Source organism: Gilliamella sp. W8136 (genome assembly GCF_016101285.1).
Classification (GTDB): domain Bacteria; phylum Pseudomonadota; class Gammaproteobacteria; order Enterobacterales; family Orbaceae; genus Gilliamella; species Gilliamella apicola_N.
The window spans coordinates 25,380-46,462 of sequence record NZ_JACFQU010000022.1; the positions used below are offsets into that span (position 1 = coordinate 25,380).

Annotated in this window: 15 protein-coding genes; 10 read left to right on the forward strand and 5 right to left on the reverse strand. The window is 32.0% G+C overall.

Going from position 1 to position 21,083, the window contains the following annotated elements; translation table 11 throughout:
* Nucleotides 1-15 precede the first annotated feature (15 nt).
* From H3T96_RS13530 to H3T96_RS13540, 3 genes are all read right to left on the reverse strand, one after another.
* Nucleotides 16-1,464 carry an APC family permease gene (locus tag H3T96_RS13530; protein WP_144093438.1) on the reverse strand — a complete coding sequence of 483 codons (1,449 nt, stop codon included), beginning with the start codon at nt 1,462-1,464 and terminating at the stop codon, nt 16-18.
* Nucleotides 1,465-1,659: 195 nt separating this feature from the next.
* On the reverse strand, nt 1,660-2,694 hold the full coding sequence (gene adhP, locus H3T96_RS13535; RefSeq protein ID WP_086327346.1) for an alcohol dehydrogenase AdhP: 1,035 nt from the start codon (nt 2,692-2,694) through the stop codon (nt 1,660-1,662).
* 499 nt (nt 2,695-3,193) lie between these two features.
* Nucleotides 3,194-4,513 (reverse strand): MFS transporter, encoded by a 1,320-nt coding sequence (locus H3T96_RS13540; protein WP_144093440.1) that lies wholly within the window; start codon nt 4,511-4,513, stop codon nt 3,194-3,196.
* Between the two features lie 245 nt (nt 4,514-4,758).
* Here H3T96_RS13540 and H3T96_RS13545 point away from each other — a divergent pair, with 245 nt between their 5' ends.
* Complete coding sequence (locus H3T96_RS13545) at nt 4,759-5,793, forward strand: tagatose 1,6-diphosphate aldolase (protein ID WP_172398385.1); 1,035 nt, start codon at nt 4,759-4,761, stop codon at nt 5,791-5,793.
* A 160-nt stretch (nt 5,794-5,953) separates the two neighbouring features.
* On the opposite strand, the gene grxB is transcribed toward H3T96_RS13545, so the two are convergent.
* Together grxB and H3T96_RS13555 are read right to left on the reverse strand one after the other, a co-directional pair.
* Complete coding sequence (gene grxB, locus H3T96_RS13550; protein WP_144093442.1) at nt 5,954-6,604, reverse strand: glutaredoxin 2; 651 nt, start codon at nt 6,602-6,604, stop codon at nt 5,954-5,956.
* A gap of 1 nt (nt 6,605) precedes the next feature.
* The gene (locus H3T96_RS13555) at nt 6,606-7,226 is read right to left on the reverse strand and encodes a Pr6Pr family membrane protein (protein ID WP_144093444.1); all 621 of its coding nucleotides are present in this window, start codon (nt 7,224-7,226) and stop codon (nt 6,606-6,608) included.
* Nucleotides 7,227-8,060: 834 nt separating this feature from the next.
* Between H3T96_RS13555 and H3T96_RS13560 the strand changes: the two genes are divergently transcribed.
* From H3T96_RS13560 to H3T96_RS13600, 9 genes are all read left to right on the forward strand, one after another.
* Nucleotides 8,061-10,772, forward strand: coding sequence for a type VI secretion system Vgr family protein (locus H3T96_RS13560; RefSeq protein ID WP_198248670.1), 2,712 nt, complete (start codon nt 8,061-8,063; stop codon nt 10,770-10,772).
* A 25-nt stretch (nt 10,773-10,797) separates the two neighbouring features.
* Entirely contained in the window at nt 10,798-14,217 is a 3,420-nt protein-coding gene (locus H3T96_RS13565) for a hypothetical protein (RefSeq protein WP_144093559.1), read from the forward strand.
* A gap of 439 nt (nt 14,218-14,656) precedes the next feature.
* A complete protein-coding gene (locus H3T96_RS13570) occupies nt 14,657-15,529 on the forward strand; it encodes a hypothetical protein (protein ID WP_144093557.1) in 873 nt (290 codons plus the stop codon).
* Between the two features lie 126 nt (nt 15,530-15,655).
* Nucleotides 15,656-16,765, forward strand: a complete 1,110-nt coding sequence (locus H3T96_RS13575; RefSeq protein WP_144093555.1) for a hypothetical protein — start codon at nt 15,656-15,658, stop codon at nt 16,763-16,765.
* A 121-nt stretch (nt 16,766-16,886) separates the two neighbouring features.
* Entirely contained in the window at nt 16,887-17,372 is a 486-nt protein-coding gene (locus H3T96_RS13580) for a hypothetical protein (RefSeq protein ID WP_144093553.1), read from the forward strand.
* Between the two features lie 121 nt (nt 17,373-17,493).
* Entirely contained in the window at nt 17,494-18,375 is an 882-nt protein-coding gene (locus H3T96_RS13585; protein ID WP_144093551.1) for a hypothetical protein, read from the forward strand.
* A 594-nt stretch (nt 18,376-18,969) separates the two neighbouring features.
* The gene (locus tag H3T96_RS13590; protein ID WP_144093549.1) at nt 18,970-19,608 is read left to right on the forward strand and encodes a hypothetical protein; all 639 of its coding nucleotides are present in this window, start codon (nt 18,970-18,972) and stop codon (nt 19,606-19,608) included.
* Between the two features lie 63 nt (nt 19,609-19,671).
* Nucleotides 19,672-20,271, forward strand: a complete 600-nt coding sequence (locus H3T96_RS13595; RefSeq protein WP_144093547.1) for a hypothetical protein — start codon at nt 19,672-19,674, stop codon at nt 20,269-20,271.
* A gap of 387 nt (nt 20,272-20,658) precedes the next feature.
* The gene (locus tag H3T96_RS13600; protein ID WP_144093545.1) at nt 20,659-21,081 is read left to right on the forward strand and encodes a hypothetical protein; all 423 of its coding nucleotides are present in this window, start codon (nt 20,659-20,661) and stop codon (nt 21,079-21,081) included.
* Nucleotides 21,082-21,083 lie beyond the last annotated feature (2 nt).

Genomic DNA, 21,083 nt, shown 5'->3' on the forward strand with positions numbered 1-21,083 from the left:
AAATATATTCTCTGATTATTTACTAAACACGTTACCATAAAGAGCTAACAGAGCAACGATGATCATTGTAGAAACTGCGATGGTATATTGCATTTTCACTTTATATTTTTTCATTTCACCAAGTGAAAGCTCTTTATTCTTATTCTTTCTGTGGTAATAATAATATAAAGGTAAACCGATTAAAGTTAGAACTATTGACGCAATACCATTAAAAGTTTGATAAACAAGCATACCATAAATAACATACATAGCTCCCAAAATTGCGATAATTGGAATGATTGGATAACCAATAACTTTATAAGATCTTGGGATATCTGCATATTTTTTACGAGCAATGATTACACCAATAAATGTTAATAAATAAAATACCCAAATTGAAAACATTGAGATTTCAGATAAACGATCAGCATCCAGTAAAATTGAATATAAAAAAGAAAATATCACTAATACACATATAGCATTAACGGGTGAGCGGCTATCATCATCGATTGTACTTAAATAACGCGCTCCAATGATGGTTCCTCGTTCTGCCATACTGAAAATTGTACGAGATAACGTCATAATATAACCATTAATCCCACCTAAAATTGAGATCATAATGCCAACCGCAACTAAATTACCTCCCAAATTGCCAAACATACGTTGTGAGGCAACGGCCGAAGCATCATGACCAAGTGATACCATCTCTTGGACAGGGAAAATTTTGAACAATGCAATATTGATACAGGCATAAACAACCACTAAAAATATGATACCCAAAATAATTGCTTTAGGTAGTACTTTTGCGGGATTATGAATTTCACCAGCAACAGAGGCAACTTGAGCCCAACCATCATAAGCAAATAAAGTAGCTAAAATAGCTACAGCAAATGGAGCATAAGTTTCAATCCCTTGACCACTAGCACTAAATAATGCTACTTGACCATTACCTTTCCATAGTCCAAATATGGCTAACAATAAAATAGGAATAAGCTTACAAGCAGTAGCTATGGTTTGCAAATAACCTGCTTGCTTAACGCCAATAGCGTTAATAACAGCAATAAATCCTAAAACGCCAGCACTTACTGCCATTTTATAAGAATCATCAATGCCAAATAACAGACAAAATACCGAACTAAAATATCCTACCAATGCTCCAACTAATGATGGAGCAAAAAGCACGGTAATCATCCAACCATAAAGATGAGAAACTTTTGAGCCGTAAATTTTTTCCAGATAAACCAACATACCGCCCGTACGTGGAAACATAACACCTAATTCACAAAGCGTTAATCCACCACAAATAGAAAAAACACCACCAATGATCCACGCTAACAATGCATAGTTATAATCACCGGCAACTTCTAATACGGCAGGTGGTTTCATAAATGCACCAGCCCCTAAAACCATACCAACAACCAACGACAATGCAGAAACTAAACCAAGATCTTTCCGTAAATTATTTTCTAAATTGTGATCTTCCATATAGGTCCTCTTAAAACATATTAAATTAGCGAGCAAAATTGATTTATGATAGGGATTTATTAATAAAATACAAGAAAGATTAATATTATTAATAGTAAAGGTAGCGAAAGTAAAAGTGATAAATTAATATTTGATCAAGAAAAAAGCCGGCATCAAGCCAGCTTTTATTGGTTTTTAACTTAAATGGAGAAACAATTATTTCTGTTTTTTCATTTTCATATCAACAACCATACGACCACGAATTTTACCTTCTCTCATTTCGTTAATCATATCATTGATATCTTCTAATGGACGTTTTTCAACAATTGGTACAACTTTACCTTCAGCACTAAATTGGAATGCTTCGGCTAAATCTTGACGCGTACCAACCAATGAACCTAAAACTTGAATACCATCTAATACTGTTTTAGGAATACTTAAATCCATCGTTTCAGAAGGTAAACCTAAAGCGACAACTCTACCTAAAGGACGAACAGACTCAATTGCTTGATTAAAAGCAGTTTTAGTTACTGATGTTACCACCGCACCATGCACACCACCACCTGTATGTTCTTTAATATAAGCACCTACGTCTGCCACTTTTTTAGGGTTAACAACCAAGTCGGCGCCAAGCTCTTTACATAGTTCTAATTGGCTGTCACTATTACTAATTGCCACTACTTTATTGTTAAACACTTTTTTGCCATATTCAATAGCCAAAGTGCCTAAACCGCCAATACCAAATACCGCAAGCCATTGACCAGGTTTAGTGTCTGCAACTTTGATGCCTTTGTAAGTTGTTACTCCAGCACAAGTTACGCTGGTTGCTTGAGCCGGATCTAATCCCTCTGGCACTTTAACTGCGTAATCTGCTTTGACAATACACTGTTCTGCCATACCACCATCGACACTATATCCAGAATTTAAAACATTACGGCAAAAGGTTTCCTGACCCGAAATACAATATTCACATGAACCACAACCAGCATGGAACCAAGCAATACTAACACGATCACCAATTTTTAAGCTTTTTACATCTGGAGCAATTTTAGTAACGATCCCTACTCCCTCATGTCCAATAACACGACCAGGTTTTTTACCAAAGTCACCTGCCGCGACATGAAGATCCGTATGACAAAGACCACAATATTCAACTTCAACTAAAGCTTCGCCTGCTTCCAATGGACGGAGAGGAATATCTTTAATTTCAACTTGACCATCGCACTCTTGTCTAACAACTGCTGCCTTCATTTTTTTTCTCCTAGATAATTTCAAAATAAAATATAACTTGGTTTATTTTATCCTAACTATTCTTAAAAAAAATGAGTTATTTCACAAAATTATTAAAAACATTGATTATTTAATAATCTCGATTGAAACGTACATATAACCTCAAACTTTTTGACAACAAATTATGAATTCCTAAAAAAGGTCTTTAATTAACTTCATTGATTGCTTGCTCTACTTTTTATTTTATCCAGTTTAACAATAAACCATATCAATAAACTTGATTGGGATTTGACTAAATAAATTGTTAACTATAAGTAAGTTAGATATTGATAATCGATAGTATTTAACTCGATTTTACATTCATATTATGAATATTTTTAGAGCAATTAACGATGGTATAAGGCTTTTTGTAAAATTCAGTCATGAAATAAATAGAGGATAAAGGACAGGAAAGTGTTTTTATATTTTAAAGGAACGAGCCTGAATACTCGTTCCTTATTTAACATAAAAAAAATTATGGTTAACCAATATCTTTTGCAATGTATTTTTGACTATTATTATTTATCAATAAAAATAGTCCAATTAATGCACCAAGTGCGAATAACCCAACCACATACATAGCCGGTGCCATTTTGCTCACAAAGTCACTCAAAAACGATATGAGTAATGGTGTTAATCCACCTGCAATGGCGTACGCCATATTAAATGAAAACGACACCCCACTATAACGAATTTGGGTAGGAAAGACTTTCACCATAACGTAGGCAAAAGATCCAACAATACCGATGCAGAACCCTGCTAGGGAATAAGTGATAAATAAAAGTTGATGATTATCTAATGATAAATAAAAAATAGCGATAGCAAGCGCTGCAAGAATACAACCAATCAATATGACCTTACCCATTGCAAACTTATCCATCATCATGCCATAAAAAGTACAACTTATAATCAGACCTATTATTGCTAATGTATTGCCTTGTAGTGCGTCAATTGGTGAATAATCAAATGATTTTTGTAATAAAATAGGCGTCATTAACATAATTACCATAATACCGGCAGACAAAACCCAAGTCAGTAACATTGATAATATTGTCTGTGGTAAATATTGAGTTATCACGGTAACGACAGGAATTTTATTTGATAATTCTTGTTGTTTACGTTTTTGAATTTCAAGAAAAATGGGGGTTTCTTTTAACCAACGGCGCAAATACATTGCGATCAAACCAAAAATACCACCAATAATAAAAGGAATACGCCATCCCCAATCGATTAATTGTTCCGGTGAGACGCTTTTATTCATAACAGTTGAAACCAATGAACCGAATAAAATACCTAAACTTAAACCACTGGTTAAAATTCCACATGCTAACCCAATTTTATCTTTTGGTACGTGCTCAGCGACAAACGTCCAAGCACCAGGTACTTCGCCCCCTACTGCCAATCCCTGACATAATCGCATAAGTAATAATAATAAAGGTGCAAAAATTCCAATATGGGTATAAGTAGGTAAACAACCGATAAATAACGTCGGTAATGCCATAAGCAGAATACTAAGTGTAAACATTCGTTTGCGACCAAACAGATCACCAAAGTGTGCCATAATAATTCCGCCAAAAGGACGAATTAAATAACCTGCAGCGAAAATACCGAATGTTTGTACCTGACTTAACCATTCAGGCATATCATCTGGAAAAAACAGATGGCCGATAGTAATTGAAAAGAATACAAATATAATAAAATCATAAAATTCTAAAGCCCCGCCTAAAGCAGACAATGCTAATGTTTTATAGTCTTGTTTATTTAAAGTACGCGTTTGCGTAATTGGTGCTGTATATGACATGGTCTTCCTTGTAAATTATTTTTTACACATAGTGTATTTTAATGAATCAATATACCTGAACACCACTTTTTTTTAAAGATAATATCCATTAAAACGATAACCTACATTTTATTATCGGCATTAGATAAAAACTTTTTTAAACATAAGCGATTTGATTAAATAAACAGCACTAAATGATTAATATATATTTACAAATTAAAACTACAATCAAAAGATCTTTTTAAATGGAGAGTTATAAAATGGCTATAAAACGTATTACTCGAGGTAAATTCACACGCATGCAACAATTATCTAACCAAGATGGCGTTATTGCGGCATTAGCGATTGACCAACGCGGTTCAATGGTAAAAATGATGGAGTCGGCAGTCGGTAAAGATCGCTATCATGTAGATATGGTGTATGAATTTAAAGAGCTTGTCTCACAAGAATTAACAAAATATGTTAGTGCAATCTTGTTAGATGAAGAGTATGGCTTTAAAGGTATGACTAAAAAAAACAAAGATGCTGGATTAATTATATCTTATGAAAAAACAGGATATGATGCCAATACTCCAGGTCGACTACCCGATGTATTGCCAGAGGACTCTCTACAACGGTTATTAAAAAAAGGAGCCGATGCTGCAAAAGTCTTGGTTTATTATAATCCAGATGATCCAAAAGATATTCTAGAAAAAAAACATGCATTTTTAGAACGTATCGGTACAGAAGCGAGAGCAGCAGATATCCCGTTATTTGTTGAGCCGATTGTCTATGATAATGTAATAACTGATGATAAAAGCCCTGAATTTGCCAAAATAAAGCCTCAAAAAGTCATTAACACCATTAAAGAGTTCACAAAAAATCAATACTATATTGATGTACTAAAAGTTGAAGTTCCAGTACTTTTCAAAAATGTTGAAGGATTTAATGATAATAATGTTGTTGTTTACACCCAAAAACAAGCAGCAGATTACTTTAAACAGGCCAGTGAGGTAGCAACTCGTCCATTTATCTATTTGAGTGCCGGAGTACCAACTAAAACTTTCCATCAAGAATTAATTTTTGCGGGTGAAAATGGCGCTAAATACAGTGGTATTTTAGGTGGACGTGCAACTTGGTTTGAAGGTGTTGCAGCGTATGCCAAAGAAGGTAAAGAAGGCTTAAAACGCTGGTTAGACCAAACTGGACGTGAAAATGTTGAGCACCTCAATAAAATTTTAAAACAGTATGCGACACCTTGGTACGATATTTATGGTGGCGAACAAAACATAGAAGTGATCGATATTAAATTAGGAGATTAATTAATCTCAAATCCTATTCCCAATAGTTATAAATTATAAGTAAGCAAAGATAGAGTACAGGGTTTTATCCTATTTGCCTGTACTCTCTTTTAAAGCTCTAAAAATTTTATCGCCAAGATTGACTACCCAAAAAAACTAAATTAAAACTTCATGAATGATTTTAAATGGCTTTATCAAAAAATAAGTTCACTTTGCTTAATCTAGCCATTGACTCGATATAATCCTTAACTTTAGGCGGAAAACGTAATCCTTTTACACAAGTCAAATTACGTAAAACAGGAAACAGACAGATATCATCTAAAGATAATTGCCCATTACACGCTTGTGGCGAGATAATCAATGGTTCAAGCTCGTTTAATAACTTGAATATTTCAGATACCAATGAATCAGTTTGTGCTAAACATTCATCAAATGAGCCGATTTTTTTAGTTTTACTCGTGACAAAGTAATTGATTGCACTTTGAGTTGCAAATTCTGCTAAGCCAAGTTTGATATAACGTGGACACTCTAATTTATAATCATATCGCTGTAATTGTTTAATTAATTTTTCAATATTTGGCGATTTTGGGCCGATTAAGATAGGCTTTGCTCCATAATGATTATCGACATAATCAACAATATCCAGACTTTCAGGCATATAACTGCCATCCTCTTTTTGTAAAATTGGTGCCATCTTTTGACCAATCATACTTTCGGGAGACTTAAAATCATCACTCAAAAAGACATGTAGCTCAACAGGGATATTTTTTAAACCAAAAATCATTCTAGCCCTTACACAAAAAGGACAGTGTTCATAAATATATAATTTCATTCTACCTCCTTAAGCAATCAATAGCCCATAATAAATAGGCAAACCCTATAAATACCAGCATGACAACGCTCGCATTAAACAATGCGTGTGGATAACCGATTTTTGTCACATTGATAAAAGGATACGGATAATAATGAGTAAAAAAACCTAGTACAAAAATATAAACGGCATAAATTAACATGGTAGTTAATGATCCTATAATGACGCGAAAGCTAATGCGTCGGAATGGTCCCCAAATCAGCCAACTCAATATGCCTAGTAGAGGAATAACAACATGTAAACTTTCATTAGCGAATCGCATAAATATATTTGGTGGAACATGAATGCCACGTAAAAGTGAGTTATACACAATAGCTGTTATAATTACACCTACCAACCCATTTAATCGAATAATTCGAAAAATAAAACGATTACAATTCGGACTAAAAGCTAACCATAAACAACTTATTGCCAACATAAGGTTAGATAATACAGTAAAAAAACTATAATAAAACACCATACGCCCTATTGATGTTGCTGGTTGCCAGCTTCGAAGCTGCATGTGCCAATAAGTATAAGTTTCAACTCCAACAACTAACAGCACATATAATGCGATAAAAAGATTAATATTTCGTTTTAACATAACAAACATAAAAAATAAAAAATGTATTGCAGTATATATCAGTAAACCTAAAAAAAAGAAAATATAAAAATAGATTAATTTGTTATTTTTAATAAAAATAATGTCAAAACGTTTTATCCTATTGGGGTATTTTAATAAAAGTCGTTTTTTAGATATAAAATCTTAACCTAAATTCTACTCACTGTTCACTGTTAAATTGCGCTTAGAATTTAAATTTAGAATGTTTTATTATGAAATGGTATAGACTCCTGAATATTTTTTACAAAATAAATCATAACTTACTAATATAATTAATTTTTTAAATAAAACTCTACCCAATTATTTATTCAAACTAAACTCCTATTCACATCCTATCGATAGTTTAAAAACTATTTTTTATCGCTGTGCAATCAGTTATTTTGTCAAAAAGTTTCAGGTCATGGCTATGTTTGAGTAAAAATGATTATTGTATATAAATCTTAATAAAATTCAGTGAAAAATTATCCAATAAAAAATCCGCAAAAACCAAATTCTTTTAGTCCTTGTTTGATCATGTTTAGGTGACAAACTTTTAACGATATTTAATTTTATTTATTAATAATATCAGTAAGTTATATACATAATTAAAATTTAAAGAAATGTAAAAAAAAGATTGCAAAATATTCAAAACAGTGTAATTTATACCATTTTTAGATTATTTTTTAACTTAAATTCATTAAAAAAGCGTTTTATTTGTAATAAATTTTCAAATAATCAAATTGTTATTAAAAATATAATACTAAAAATTATTAATAATAAATAATTCAATAAAACAAAGTTGTATTTGCAGTGCACGTGAAATATATCGAGGATAACATGGATAAAAGATTAACCAATTTGATGGAGCAGTTGGGCAATGGTTTAAGTCGTGGCTTAAAGCAAGGTTTAGTTAATGGAGCAGGACATAATCGTTATACGTTAAATATTGATGGTTTGCCTGCTGAGGTTTCAATCTTACAGGTTGAGGGTAATGAGCAACTTAACCAGCCTTGGCACTATACGATTACTTTCACCAGTTCGGATAAACAACTTTCTGTTGAGTCATTTCTTAACCAAAATGCCCGTTTGAGTTTTAATCCTGCAAATTCTAGCAGTTTAAGCGATTTTACCGCCAAAGGACTTAATGCACTTAATTCCTTAACTTCGGCTAATCCATTAGATGCATTAAAACAGTCTGGGCCATTAAAACAGTTAGATAAGTTTACACAATCCAATCCACTCGATTCACTTAACTCTTTAACCCAGTTTAATCCGCTTAATCCGTTAAACTCACTATTATCTCAAGGTGGCTCCCGTACTCTTTATGGTGTGGTTACTCAATTCAGTCAACTATCAGTCAGTAACGATGAAGCTCGTTATCAAGTGGTTTTGTCATCGCAATTAGCCAAACTGGCATTAAGTCATAACTGTGCTATTTTTCAGAATCAAAGCGTTATCAGTGTGGTTGAAGAGGTCTTGCGTGGTCATGGTTATACAGGGATTGATTATCGTTTAGCCCTTAAAGAGCAATACCCTGAACGTGAATTTATCACCCAGTGGCAGGAGAGTGACCTTGAGTTTATTCAAAGACTGCTTGCTGATGTGGGGGTCTATTTCCGGTTTGAAACGCATGGTGAACATAATTGTGATGTGATGGTCATCAGTGATTATGAACAAGGTTATCAGCAGGTGGCTGATATTGTGTACAAACAACCGAGCGGCACACTGGATAACTGCGTTGAAAGTGTCTGGGATATAACCTTACACAGTCAGATGGTTGAATCTTCGGTACAAGTACAAGATTATAACTATCGCGATGCGCAGGCGAATTTACTGGGTGAAGTTAACAGCCAACAGAAAGATAACACCACTTACGGTACTGATTACCGTTATGATGAGCACTATAAAGGGTTAAGTAGCAATGGTGACAGCAATAATGGAATTGATAGTGACACCAACAATAATGATGATGAAAACAGTGGTGATATTGATACCGACGACAGTAACGGCAATAATAACGATAATAGCAGTGATATTAGCACTCATTCTGGTAATGCGAGTAATGGTGTTGAAAGTGGAGAATGGTATGCTCGCATTCGCCATGAACATGCCATTAGCCGTCAAATTGTTATCCGGGGTAAAAGCAATCAGGCCAATTTAGCTCCGGGTCAACATATCCGCATCAAAGGCAGTGCGATTGCTGGAATAGATGAGGGGGTAATGATATTAACGGTGCAAGGACAAGGAAACCGCAGTGAGGCTTATGAACTGAGCTTTACCGCCATACCTTACCAGCCATTAAAACCTTACCGCCCGGAGCCGATTCCTTTTCCGACTATTGACGGCACTTTACCGGCACGGGTGACCAGTCCGAATAATGACACCTATGGTTATATTGATACACAAGGGCGCTATCGGGTTAAATTTAACTTTGATTTAAAAGAGTGGCGAAACGGTGAAGAGAGCTTATGGTTAAGACTGGCTAAACCGTATGCGGGCAGTACCTATGGTTTTCACTTTCCACTGATTGACGGCACAGAAGTTGCGGTAGCGTTTACTAACGGTAACCCGGACCGACCTTATATCGCACATGCAATGCATGACAGCACTCACCCTGACCATGTGACCGCTATAAACAAACACCGAAATGTAATTCGTACCCCTGCTAACAACAAACTGCGGATGGATGATAAGCGCGGACAAGAGCACATCAAGTTAGCGACCGAATACGGTAAAACCCAGCTTAACATCGGGCATTTAGTTGACCAAAACAAAGAGCAGCGTGGTGAGGGATTTGAACTGCGCACCGATGAGTGGGGAGCAATTGCTGCCAATAAAGGTTTATACCTGACCAGTCAGACCGAGCCTAAGGCACAGGGTAAACAACTGGATATGCAAGGTGCCATTACTCAGCTTGAAAATGCGTTATCAATTGCCAAAGCACTGCAAAATGCAGCAACTGCCTCTGAAGCCCATGGTGCGGATACCGACAGTCAAGAGCAACTTAAAGCGACATTAACCCAATTAGCCCAAAGTGGCATTCTTGCTTATGCACAAGAGGGCATCGCTTTAACCAGTCCGGAAAACATCCAACTGTCAACGTCAAACAGTGTATCGGTGACCAGTGAAAACCAGACTGACATTAATGCGTTAAAAAACATAACCGTCTCATCCGGTGAATCCATCGGTCTGTTTGCCCATAAATCGGGAATGAAAGTCTTTGCCAACCAAGGTGATGTTAACGTACAGGCACAAAATGCCAACCTGAATATGGCTGCCAAGCAAGATATTAAAATAGACAGTGTCGATGGAAAATTAACGGTCACTGCAAGTGAAGAGCTGACGTTAATGTGCGGAGGTTCATACATCAAAATCAGCAGTGCAGGGATTGAACTGGGCACCGCGGATAATGTTTATATAAAAAGTAGTGCACTACAAAAAATGGGGCCTAGTACATTAGATAATGAGAAACGAAGTTTCACAAAAAATATGCTTGAAGTAGCTATAGTACGTTTAATAAACAGCCATTATGTTAATTTTTCAGGATAATTTATAAAGGAATAATAAAATATCCATGAAAAAAACAACGAAATTCATTTTTCCGGTTGGTGATGAAGAATTAAACCAAGATACCTATTATAGGGCATTATCCGAAGCTAATCATGGTTTTTATCCATTTGGAGAAAATGGTTTATGGCATGGCGGAATTCATCTCGATAAAAAAGTGTTAAACAAACTTGGTAATGATGAACAATTACGTTGCATGGCTAACGGTGAAGTCATAGCTTATCGTATCAATGAAGTCTACCCTAAAATAACCTATCCAGACGAAAATGTACCTACTGCACTACGAGGCTCTCTAAAAAATGTTGCTTATTTTTCTACTGGTTTTACATTAGTAAGACACCTATTACAAATGCCAAAAACAACGGATGCAAAAGCTGAGCAACCGGCAATAACCTTATACAGTTTGTATATGCATCAGCTTGATTGGTATGGCTATCAGGAAAAAATAAAAGATGAACAAACAAAAGCACAGCATCCTCACTATTGGCAACTTGGTTCAGGAAAAGTTGACGAAAATAAGGCGGATACTGTTTTCGGCAGTGTAATTAGAGAAAATGGCAGCAAAACCAAAGCGGTTGGCTTATTGTTAAAAGGAAGCAAAATTCGTTTAGGTGAAAAACACGCAACTAAAGCCGGTTGGTATAAAATTGTTTCGATATCAGAAGGGACATTGGTCACCTCAACCGAATTTAAACAGCAATTAGATACTATTACCGGTTATGTTTGGCATAGCGATGTATCACCCGAACCAACAGGAAAAAAAGCCGATACCAATCAAGATTATGAAGTTGTAAAAGAAGACAATAACACTGTTGGTAAGTCAAATGTGAAGGTAAAGGGCATAACGGTATATGAAGCTGCAAATGACAAACAAAAATTGACTTATTTACCACCAAAGGCAACATTTGAGTTAGATGGAGAAGAAAACGGATACGCTAAAATACGTAAGATTAATGATTGTGACGTTCCAAACCTATTAGTAAAAGAAAATGGCAGTACAGACGCACCACATAAAGGTTATGTCAAGGTAACCTCACTGACTTCATTAACGTTTAAACCTGAAAAATTCAATGACATTGTGGTATTAAAATCGCCGATTGCGATTTCAAGTGGTGATTTTATTGGTTATATCGGACATAATCAACAGCAAACAGACCATTTTAATGAGCCTGCACAAGCATCTATATCCACAATAAAACGACCATCAGATACAAAATTACCGCCTTTGTTACATGTTGAATTATTTACCTGTGAGGATTTATCAGCATTTATTACCCAAACCCGTACTTTAGCCAATAATTTACCCGAAAGTGAAAAAAACTTAATTCTGGTTGAAAAAGGTGCAAGATTGATACAAGCATCAAAAGCGGATGGAAACTTAAATTCAGGATTAGGGATAAAGTTTATCAGTGAAAAACATAATTATTACGTTAAAATTAACCTGGAATATACTTTAAATTCAAAGGAATACTATGCTGATAACAATCTGGCTGCACAATCTAAAGTTGATGAAAAAATTGAAGAAAATGATAACGACTTATCGAATAAGACTATAGAAATTACTTTAACAGCCGACAATAAAGAACAGTTAGAAAATAAATATAATGAAACTTATCCGCAGTTAACCAAGTCTGATATTCCGGATAAGGTTGAACTTGTTGAAGTTGATCACAATAGTTCATCTGTCAAAATACGTTTTTGTGTGAATACTAAACATTATTGGATAGCGTCAAAAGATGTCTCTCACTTATTTGGACAAGATGGGACACTCAATACCGTAATTCCTTATTGGAATAATTTTCCGCTATCATTTGATAATTTACCTCCTGCAACTAAAGATAACACGGTACATTTTCCACGGACAGTATCATTAGATTCATTAAGTAATGAGAATTTAATCACTATAGAAGACGAAAGCACGGATTCAATTTGGGTAAAAGTCACCGCAGGAAATGAAGAGCGTTGGTCAATAACAGGTTGGGTAAACATCAAAAAAGATGCTCAAGAGCACGTTAAACGAATCAGTCCCTGGCATTGGCAAGGATTTGAGACAGTAATCGAAAAAGCTAGTGTGGGAGAATTTTATACTAAAATAAACGATAACCGAGCAGGAACATTGGACATTAAAGAATATACTGATTCAATGAAAGCTATGCATAAAATCTTAATTGAATCACTTTTATATTCTGTTCAGCGAAAAAAAGGACTGCCACCTTTTACTGTTGAATTTCTGAAAGATGGCTTACGCAACAGTTGGATAGCCGAAATGATAGGTCACTTAATAATAAAATATGAAAGTGAATGGCATGCAGACGAAGCGCTAACCAAATGGAACGAAATAGATAGTTTATTTGAGAAAGAAACACAGAAACAGAAAAAATTAATTGAAAAATGGTTAGATGACAATAATATAACGATGCCTTTTAAGCGAAACTCAGCGTTAAACAGTGTCGATGAAGCACACGAGGAAACCAAAATACATTGGCAACTGGAAAAAGAGCAACGCATTAAACCCTCCCTTTGGTGGCGAGAAGTAGCACAATCTCAAGCAACCCAATCATCAAACAACCAAACACCACAAACACCCGCACTAAGCAATCTTTCTGCTGATGGCAAAGCATGGTTTATTCATCCAGTCTCAGTGATGGGTAGATTTATAAGTCCAGGTATAGTGACATATCATATTTACCACGATGGAAAAATTGAAAAACATATACCACTGGAAATATCGAAAGGCTACGAGCAAAAATATAAGTATGTTTATCATGATGAAAAGAATAATGAACATGAAATATGCATTTGTGATTGGCATACTACTAAGGAAAAAGCAAATGGTGTAGTAATAAGTGCGCCGAATAGGAAAGATCCAAATATTATTGAATATAAAGAAAATTTAAAGGAAGGAGATACCCAAAAAAGAGTTAAATTTAAAAATGGAGATATTGCAGAATATGGTAAACATAGTGATCTAGGCATGATTTGGCGACGATATAAAGCATTAAATAAAAATATCGAAATAGTTAGGATGCCAGATAAAATTAATTATACTAAAGACGATGTAATAATTAGTTATGTCTTTAGCAATACAAAAAGGCGCTATACAGGACCAGATCCTTTAGCTGGTTTTATTGGTGCTTTAGCTGAAACAGGTTTGCAGTTAACAACTACTGGTAGTTGTTTTGCTGAAGGGTCCTGTTTTCCTAGTTCTGAACATGTAAATGGAAAAAGTATTGATACTCTTTATTTAAATGATAACGATGAACAAAAATTTATTAATGCCATGCATAAATTTAATTTTAATGAACAAATAACAGGTAACAATAAGAAAAAATTTGATAATGCAAAACAAGATTTAAAAAAGGATCTTCATAATACTCATCTACATTCAGAATTTAAACCAGGTTCTATAAAGGAAATAATATTATAAAAAAATTTCAATTATATACTAATTATCCTATTAGTTATAATACTCACTGATTGCAACATGAAACAGTCGAGCCACAGACTAATAATAAAGAAATTTTAATAACCAATTCATATTCTGGAGAAAAATTAATAACAAGTAAAAATTGTGTATTATCCGTGAATAGAATTTGTAAAAAATAATGGCAATATATAACTTACTTCCAAGCAAGTAAGTCGGATTTGCAAGAATGAAAATGATTAAATAACTTAAATATCAAAGAGAAAAGTTGCAATTTATTTAAACGCAACTTATTCAAAATAAGAAAAGGATAAAAGGTTAAAAAATGAAATACTCACATTATCTAGTACCACTTTGTTTACTATTTAGCTCCTACTGTTATAGTCAGCACTATCAAATAGAAGACAAATATCGTGGCGACCCATTGTTTAGAAAAATCGATATGAATAAATTAGATAAAGATTGTACTTATCCTGAAAATTATAGACAATTGAGCGAATCAGAACAAGAAAAAATAGATAAACTTTGCCCTATTAGAAAATTTAATCTCAAATTTGATTTAAAAAAGTTATATAAATTGATTTATAAAGAACCGGTAATTATCTATAACGGACAAAATTTTCAACTGACATTAAGTATGTCAGAAAATTATAATATCGAATCTGATGGTACTATTTATGAAGGTGATATATTCCTATCAATAGTTAAAGATAATATTGTAAAAGATAGGATTTATTTGGCTAATAATTATATTAATCTTTCTGATTTTGCAGCTGCTTACCAGCATTATTTTATAACCTCAGAGGGAGAGATAAATACATTATATTTGATAGAGGTAGAAGAAGGTATTTCTCCAATGTTTTGGAAACACTATAAAATTGATAATCAAAAAATGAAATTTGTACTTCAAGATATGTTGGTCAATGTTAAAAATGGGGTACGATATCAAATCGTTTATCCAAATCAATTCAATGTTATTTCGAATAAATCAGTCACAAAAATTGATTCACAAGAACTTAAATCATGTGAAGATGAATATGATAAAGAAGAATATTATAGTTGCTATGTAGATGTTTATAAACATTACCATAATAGATTAAAACAAAAAATTAACTTATTGAATAAAAATAACAATACAATAAAAAAATCTTATTTAAAATTACAGAAAAAAATGGCTTCAAGTTGTTTAGAATTACCACCTCCAGTTTCTGGTAATAGAGGAGAGACAGATCCTTATTTATCTAAAGTTATGTTTTGTTTAATTCAAAATTATAAACAAGAAATAACCAATATTGAAAAACAACTCGCTCACTAACTAGGAAGTTGGATTTGGAAGAATAAAAATAATTAAAAAATTGGCGTCAACTAATAAGTTAAAAAGCAAATAGGCATAAATGAAACTTAATATACCTAATCAATGATTACCAATGAAAGAAACATTATGAAGTTAAAAAAAATTTTTTTAAAAATTATTGCGGTGTTATTTTTATCAATCAACATCGCCTATGCAACCGAACCGCCCGAAACATGGTATTTTTATAAAGTTTCAAAAAGTACAGTCTATGGAGAGACAGAAGAAACTAGAGATAAATTATTGCAGAAGAGAGAAGATATAATTGAACAGTTTGCCGATACGATAATAGAGCTGACAGATAGTCATTTAAAAATTAATAATCAATGTTTATCAGAATATTCTATTCATTCAACTAGTTCAAAAAATCATTGGGGATCAAGTCAAAATAAAAATTTATATAAAAATCTTTTCATTAAAGAAAGCATACCATTGAAGGAAAAAATAGATGTTATTAACTTTTCTGAATCGAATAAATCATGTTCCGGAATTTTAAACAAATTAATAAAAATTGATGATTATTTAGTGAGCATAACAAACGAAGGATATTTAATATTTTTTTCAAAACAAGCCGATAAAAAGCGGTTATCAAGTAAATATAAAGGACGCCATCGACCGTTCAGTTTATTTGGACATCCAATGATTAAGGATAAAAGTATTATCAATCAGATAAATAAAAACTGTAATTTTTTTGCTGATGAAGATAAATCTTTAAAATATGGAGAATGTGCCTTCGATGAGCTGTATGTTTATTATCCTTATATTTTTTCGAAAGTTAAAACGCCATTATATAAATCTTCTCTAAATAGAGTTAATGATTATGAATATTATTTATTATCAAAAATTCCAGCAGATTCAAATAACCTTGATCACCTTGAAATAACTTTAAATATAGAAAAAAAAGGTGAAGTTATAGATAGCATTATTATATACAAGGAAAGTGGATCTACATTGATACCTAAATTTCAATATTATTATATTGATAATCAGTTGCAAAATTTATGGCTTTTACAAATTGTAATGTATGAAAATAGTTCTCTAACAAATGAAATCTCTTTTTATGAAGTTAAACAAATTGATTATTGGAAACATTATCAAATTGATGAAAATAAACATTTTAAATTAATTGAATCTATAGAATGCAAGTATAAATATGATAGCCCTAGTAGTGATTCTCCAACAAGTTGGAAATGTAAATAAAATTTGAATATAGAGAACTATAGAATTTATAAAAATCTCAATTTTACATTCTAACTTTGGTTACCATGAAAATTGTTAGCAATTATTTAAATCAACAACCAATGATACTGAACTGATTAAAATGCCCGATTCGCTAAATAAGCAATTTGACAATTTCAATATTAAGTATAGCTTTAGCGACTCACAACGTCGTTATGCTAATCCTGGGTTATTTGCTGCAATGTTAGGTAGTATTGCGGTTTATAATAAAAGCGTTACTACCACAGGGAGTGCATTTAAGTGGGGCTCTTGCTTTCCAAGTATAAATCATATTAATGGTATGAGTATTGATTTTACCTACAAGTCATATAAAGGGTACAAAACAGTCGAAATAAACGGTAAAAAAATTCGGGAGCGTGATTACCATCCACATACTTCTCAACAATATAAAGATGACGAAGCTTTTTTAAATGCGATGCGGTTATTTTTTGAGAAAATTCTAGTTGGCAAAAATGTGCATTTTGAAGAATTTAGAAAATTAAAAGGCGTTGCCAATGGTGGAGGATTACATGACGGTCATTTTCATGCAGAATTTTCACTCACCAAAATTAAAGAGATTGAGGAATAATATTATGAAATGCTCATATTATTTTGCATCATTATGTTTATTAATTAGCACTTACTGTTATAGTCAGCACTATCAAATAGAAGACAAATATCGTGGCGACCCATTGTTTAGAAAAATCGATATGAATAAATTAGATAAAGATTGTACTTATCCTGAAAATTATAGACAATTGAGCGAATCAGAACAAGAAAAAATAGATAAACTTTGCCCTATTAGAAAATTTAATCTCAAATTTGATTTAAAAAAGTTATATAAATTGATTTATAAAGAACCGGTAATTATCTATAACGGACAAGATTTTCAACTGACATTAAGTATGTCAAAAAGTAATGATATTGAATCTGATAGTACTATTTTTGGAGGTGATATATTTTTATCAATAGCTAAAGATAATATTGTAAAAGATAGGATTTATTTGGCTAATAATCATATTTCTTTTCCTGATTATGATTTTCTTGCAGTAGGTTACCAACATTATTTTATATCCCCAGAGGGAGAGGTAAATACATTATATTTGATAGAGGATGAAGAAGGTATTTCTCCAATGTTTTGGAAACACTATAAAATTGATAATCAAAAAATGAAGTTTGTACTTCAAGATATGTTAGTCAATGTTACAGATGGTGTACAATATCAAATCATTTATCCAAATCAATTTAATATTATTTCGAATAAACCAGTCACAAAAATCGAACCCAAAGAACTTAAATCATGTGAAGATGAGTATGACAAAGAAGAATATTATAGTTGCTATATAGATGTTTATAACCATTACAATAGTAGATTAAAACAAAAAATTAACTTATTGAATAAAAATAACAATACAATAAAAAAATCTTATTTAAAATTACAGCAAAACATGGCTTCAAATTGTTTAGAATTACCACCTCCAGTTTCTGGTGATAGGGAAAATACCGATCCTTATTTATCTAAAGTTATGTTTTGTTTAATTCAAAATTATAAACAAGAAATAACCAATATAGAAAAACAACTTGCTCACTAGCTAAGAAGTTGGATTTGGAAGAATAAAATAATAAAAAAGTTAAATGATTACAGAGAAAAAGTTGTGATTTTAAACGCAGCTTTTTCAAAAATAAGGAAATAATTAAGGTTAACAGATGAAATATTCACATTATCTAGTACCACTTTGTTTACTATTCAGTACCTACAATCAATTCTATTTGTAGTTTTAATCATTATCTGGTAGTGAATAAAAAGTATAACTATAAATGATATATAATAATTTTAACAGTGTAAGCATAAAATATGATTAAGATTAAGCGGTTTGGTATTTATTATTACATTAATAAAAATGGGGAAATACATAATTGATAAAAAAGTAAATTTTATGATTTTTATGACCAAACAAAATATTTACTTTTTTAGTAAAAAAACAGATTATTATCAGTTAAAGGATTAAATCAACAATTAAATTTGTTAGGTCACTCAATATTAAGTGATAAAAAATGTTAGGTTTGAGTTATACCTTAAAAGGAAAAAAATACTTTTTAAACCATATTCCAAAAGAAACTACAAATCACGATCATCATTTACATGTTGAATATTATGATATGAAGAAAGTTAAGGAAATCGAAGAATGAAACCATTAATTTATCCCATTATTTTTTTCTTAGCTATGTTAGGAAATGTTAATATTGCAATTGCAGATACTTTTAAAAATGAACTCAAGCATTATAAAAAAATAGATCTACCTTACACTTCTAATGACATAACTAAATATTATTGGGAAGATGAAGCAGGAGGATTACATATATCACCAAACTCCAAAATGCCATTCAGATTTTCGGCTAAAGAGTTCTCTTATAAACCAAGCTTAGTTAGAATCCCATTAAAATATTCTTTTTATTTTCCTGCTGTTTATTTTAATTATAAAAATATTACTTATAAAGGTATTATCTTTATGACACATATCGATAATGATGAACCAATATTTTATTTTCAATTAAATAGTTATGATAAAAAAGGTAATTTTATTGATGCAATTATGTTAGATGAAAGATATTCAGCTGAGGGAGAGGTATTAAGATGGAGTGATTTTAAAATACTTACTAATGGACAAATAACAGTCAATCAAATGGAGCAAATGCTTATTGATGATGATATGGAGTTTAAGAATGGAGATATTCATTTTCTCACAAAGAATATATATCAAATGAGTTCAACTGGTATTTTTAAAAAGGTCAAAGAAACTATTATCTATGACCGATATAATTAAAACGTAAGAATATAATAATTAAATATTAATAAAGAGTTAATCAAGATTTTAGGGAAATATGCAATGAAAATATCTAATTCTTTAGGCTTGTTATTATTAATATATACATCATTTTGTTATAGTGACACCTATATTATTGATGAAAAATATACAGGTGCACCATTTGTGAAAGATGGTGATATGTCCGAATGTGGTTTTAATTATGATTATTGGCAAGATTTAACAAATGAAGAACGAAAATTGGAGGCAGAGCGTTGCCCTTTAAATACTACTAAATTTAATTTTAATAAACTCTATGATTTAATCGATAAAAAAACAGTCATCTATCGTGATGGCGATTTTGAGCTTATTATGGACAGAAAGCATCAAAAATCAGATAAAAAAAATAAAATAATTTATGATTATAATAATCCAATCCATGACATAGTTTATGAAATAAATTTATCTTTAGTTTATAAAAAGGAAATTAAAAGTAGGATAAGTTTAGCAAGCTATTCTTATAATTCTGATCGTGCTTTTTACCTAAATAGTCAATACTACTATTTTGATGCTAGCGGAGATATCTACATAATTTCATTCAAAGAATACGGTGAAAATATTAAAGATATAAATAATATTCATTATAAAATAGATAAAGATAATTTAAAGTTTATTAAGTTATGATGATTAAAAATCAAATCAACAACTCAAAACTTAATTGCTATTACGATATATGATTTTATAGGATGAAAAAGATCAAAGCATAAAAGACTTAATTTATCCAATTAGTTGCTTGGTTGTGTTAGAGAATATTAACAATGCAATTGCAGATACTTTTAAAAATGAACTCAAGTATTATAAAAAAGTAAACTTGCCCTATTGCTCTAAGTTTTTATAAAAATTCTATTACTAGGCGGAATTTAGATTATATTTGTCTTCTGATTTTCTATATAACCATCTATTAGAGAAGACTTTCATAATATTTGGTTAACACATTATATTCGCAATAATCAATTCAACACATTGAAAAATAGAAAAATTATAAAAAAGTCATTACAAGGCATTTTAAAAGTGAACGTAAAGGGAATAGCGGTATACGAAGCTGCAGATGACAAACAAAAATTGACTTATTTACCACCAAAGGCAACATTTGAGTTAGATGGAGAAGAAAACGGATACGCTAAAATTCGTAAAATTAATGATTGTGACGTTCCAAACCTATTAGTAAAAGAAAATGGCAGTACAGACCCACCACATAAAGGTTATGTCAAGGTAACCTCACTGACTTCATTAACGTTTAAACCTGAAAAACTCAATGACATTGTGGTATTAAAATCGCCGATTGCGATTTCAAGTGGTGATTTTATTGGTTATATCGGGCATAATCAACTCAAAAAAGATCGTTTTAATGTGATCCTCGCCAAAATATTAGACAGTGCCCACCTCTATCATTTTTTCATTTTGGTAATATTGTTGTTCATATTGTTCAGGTGATA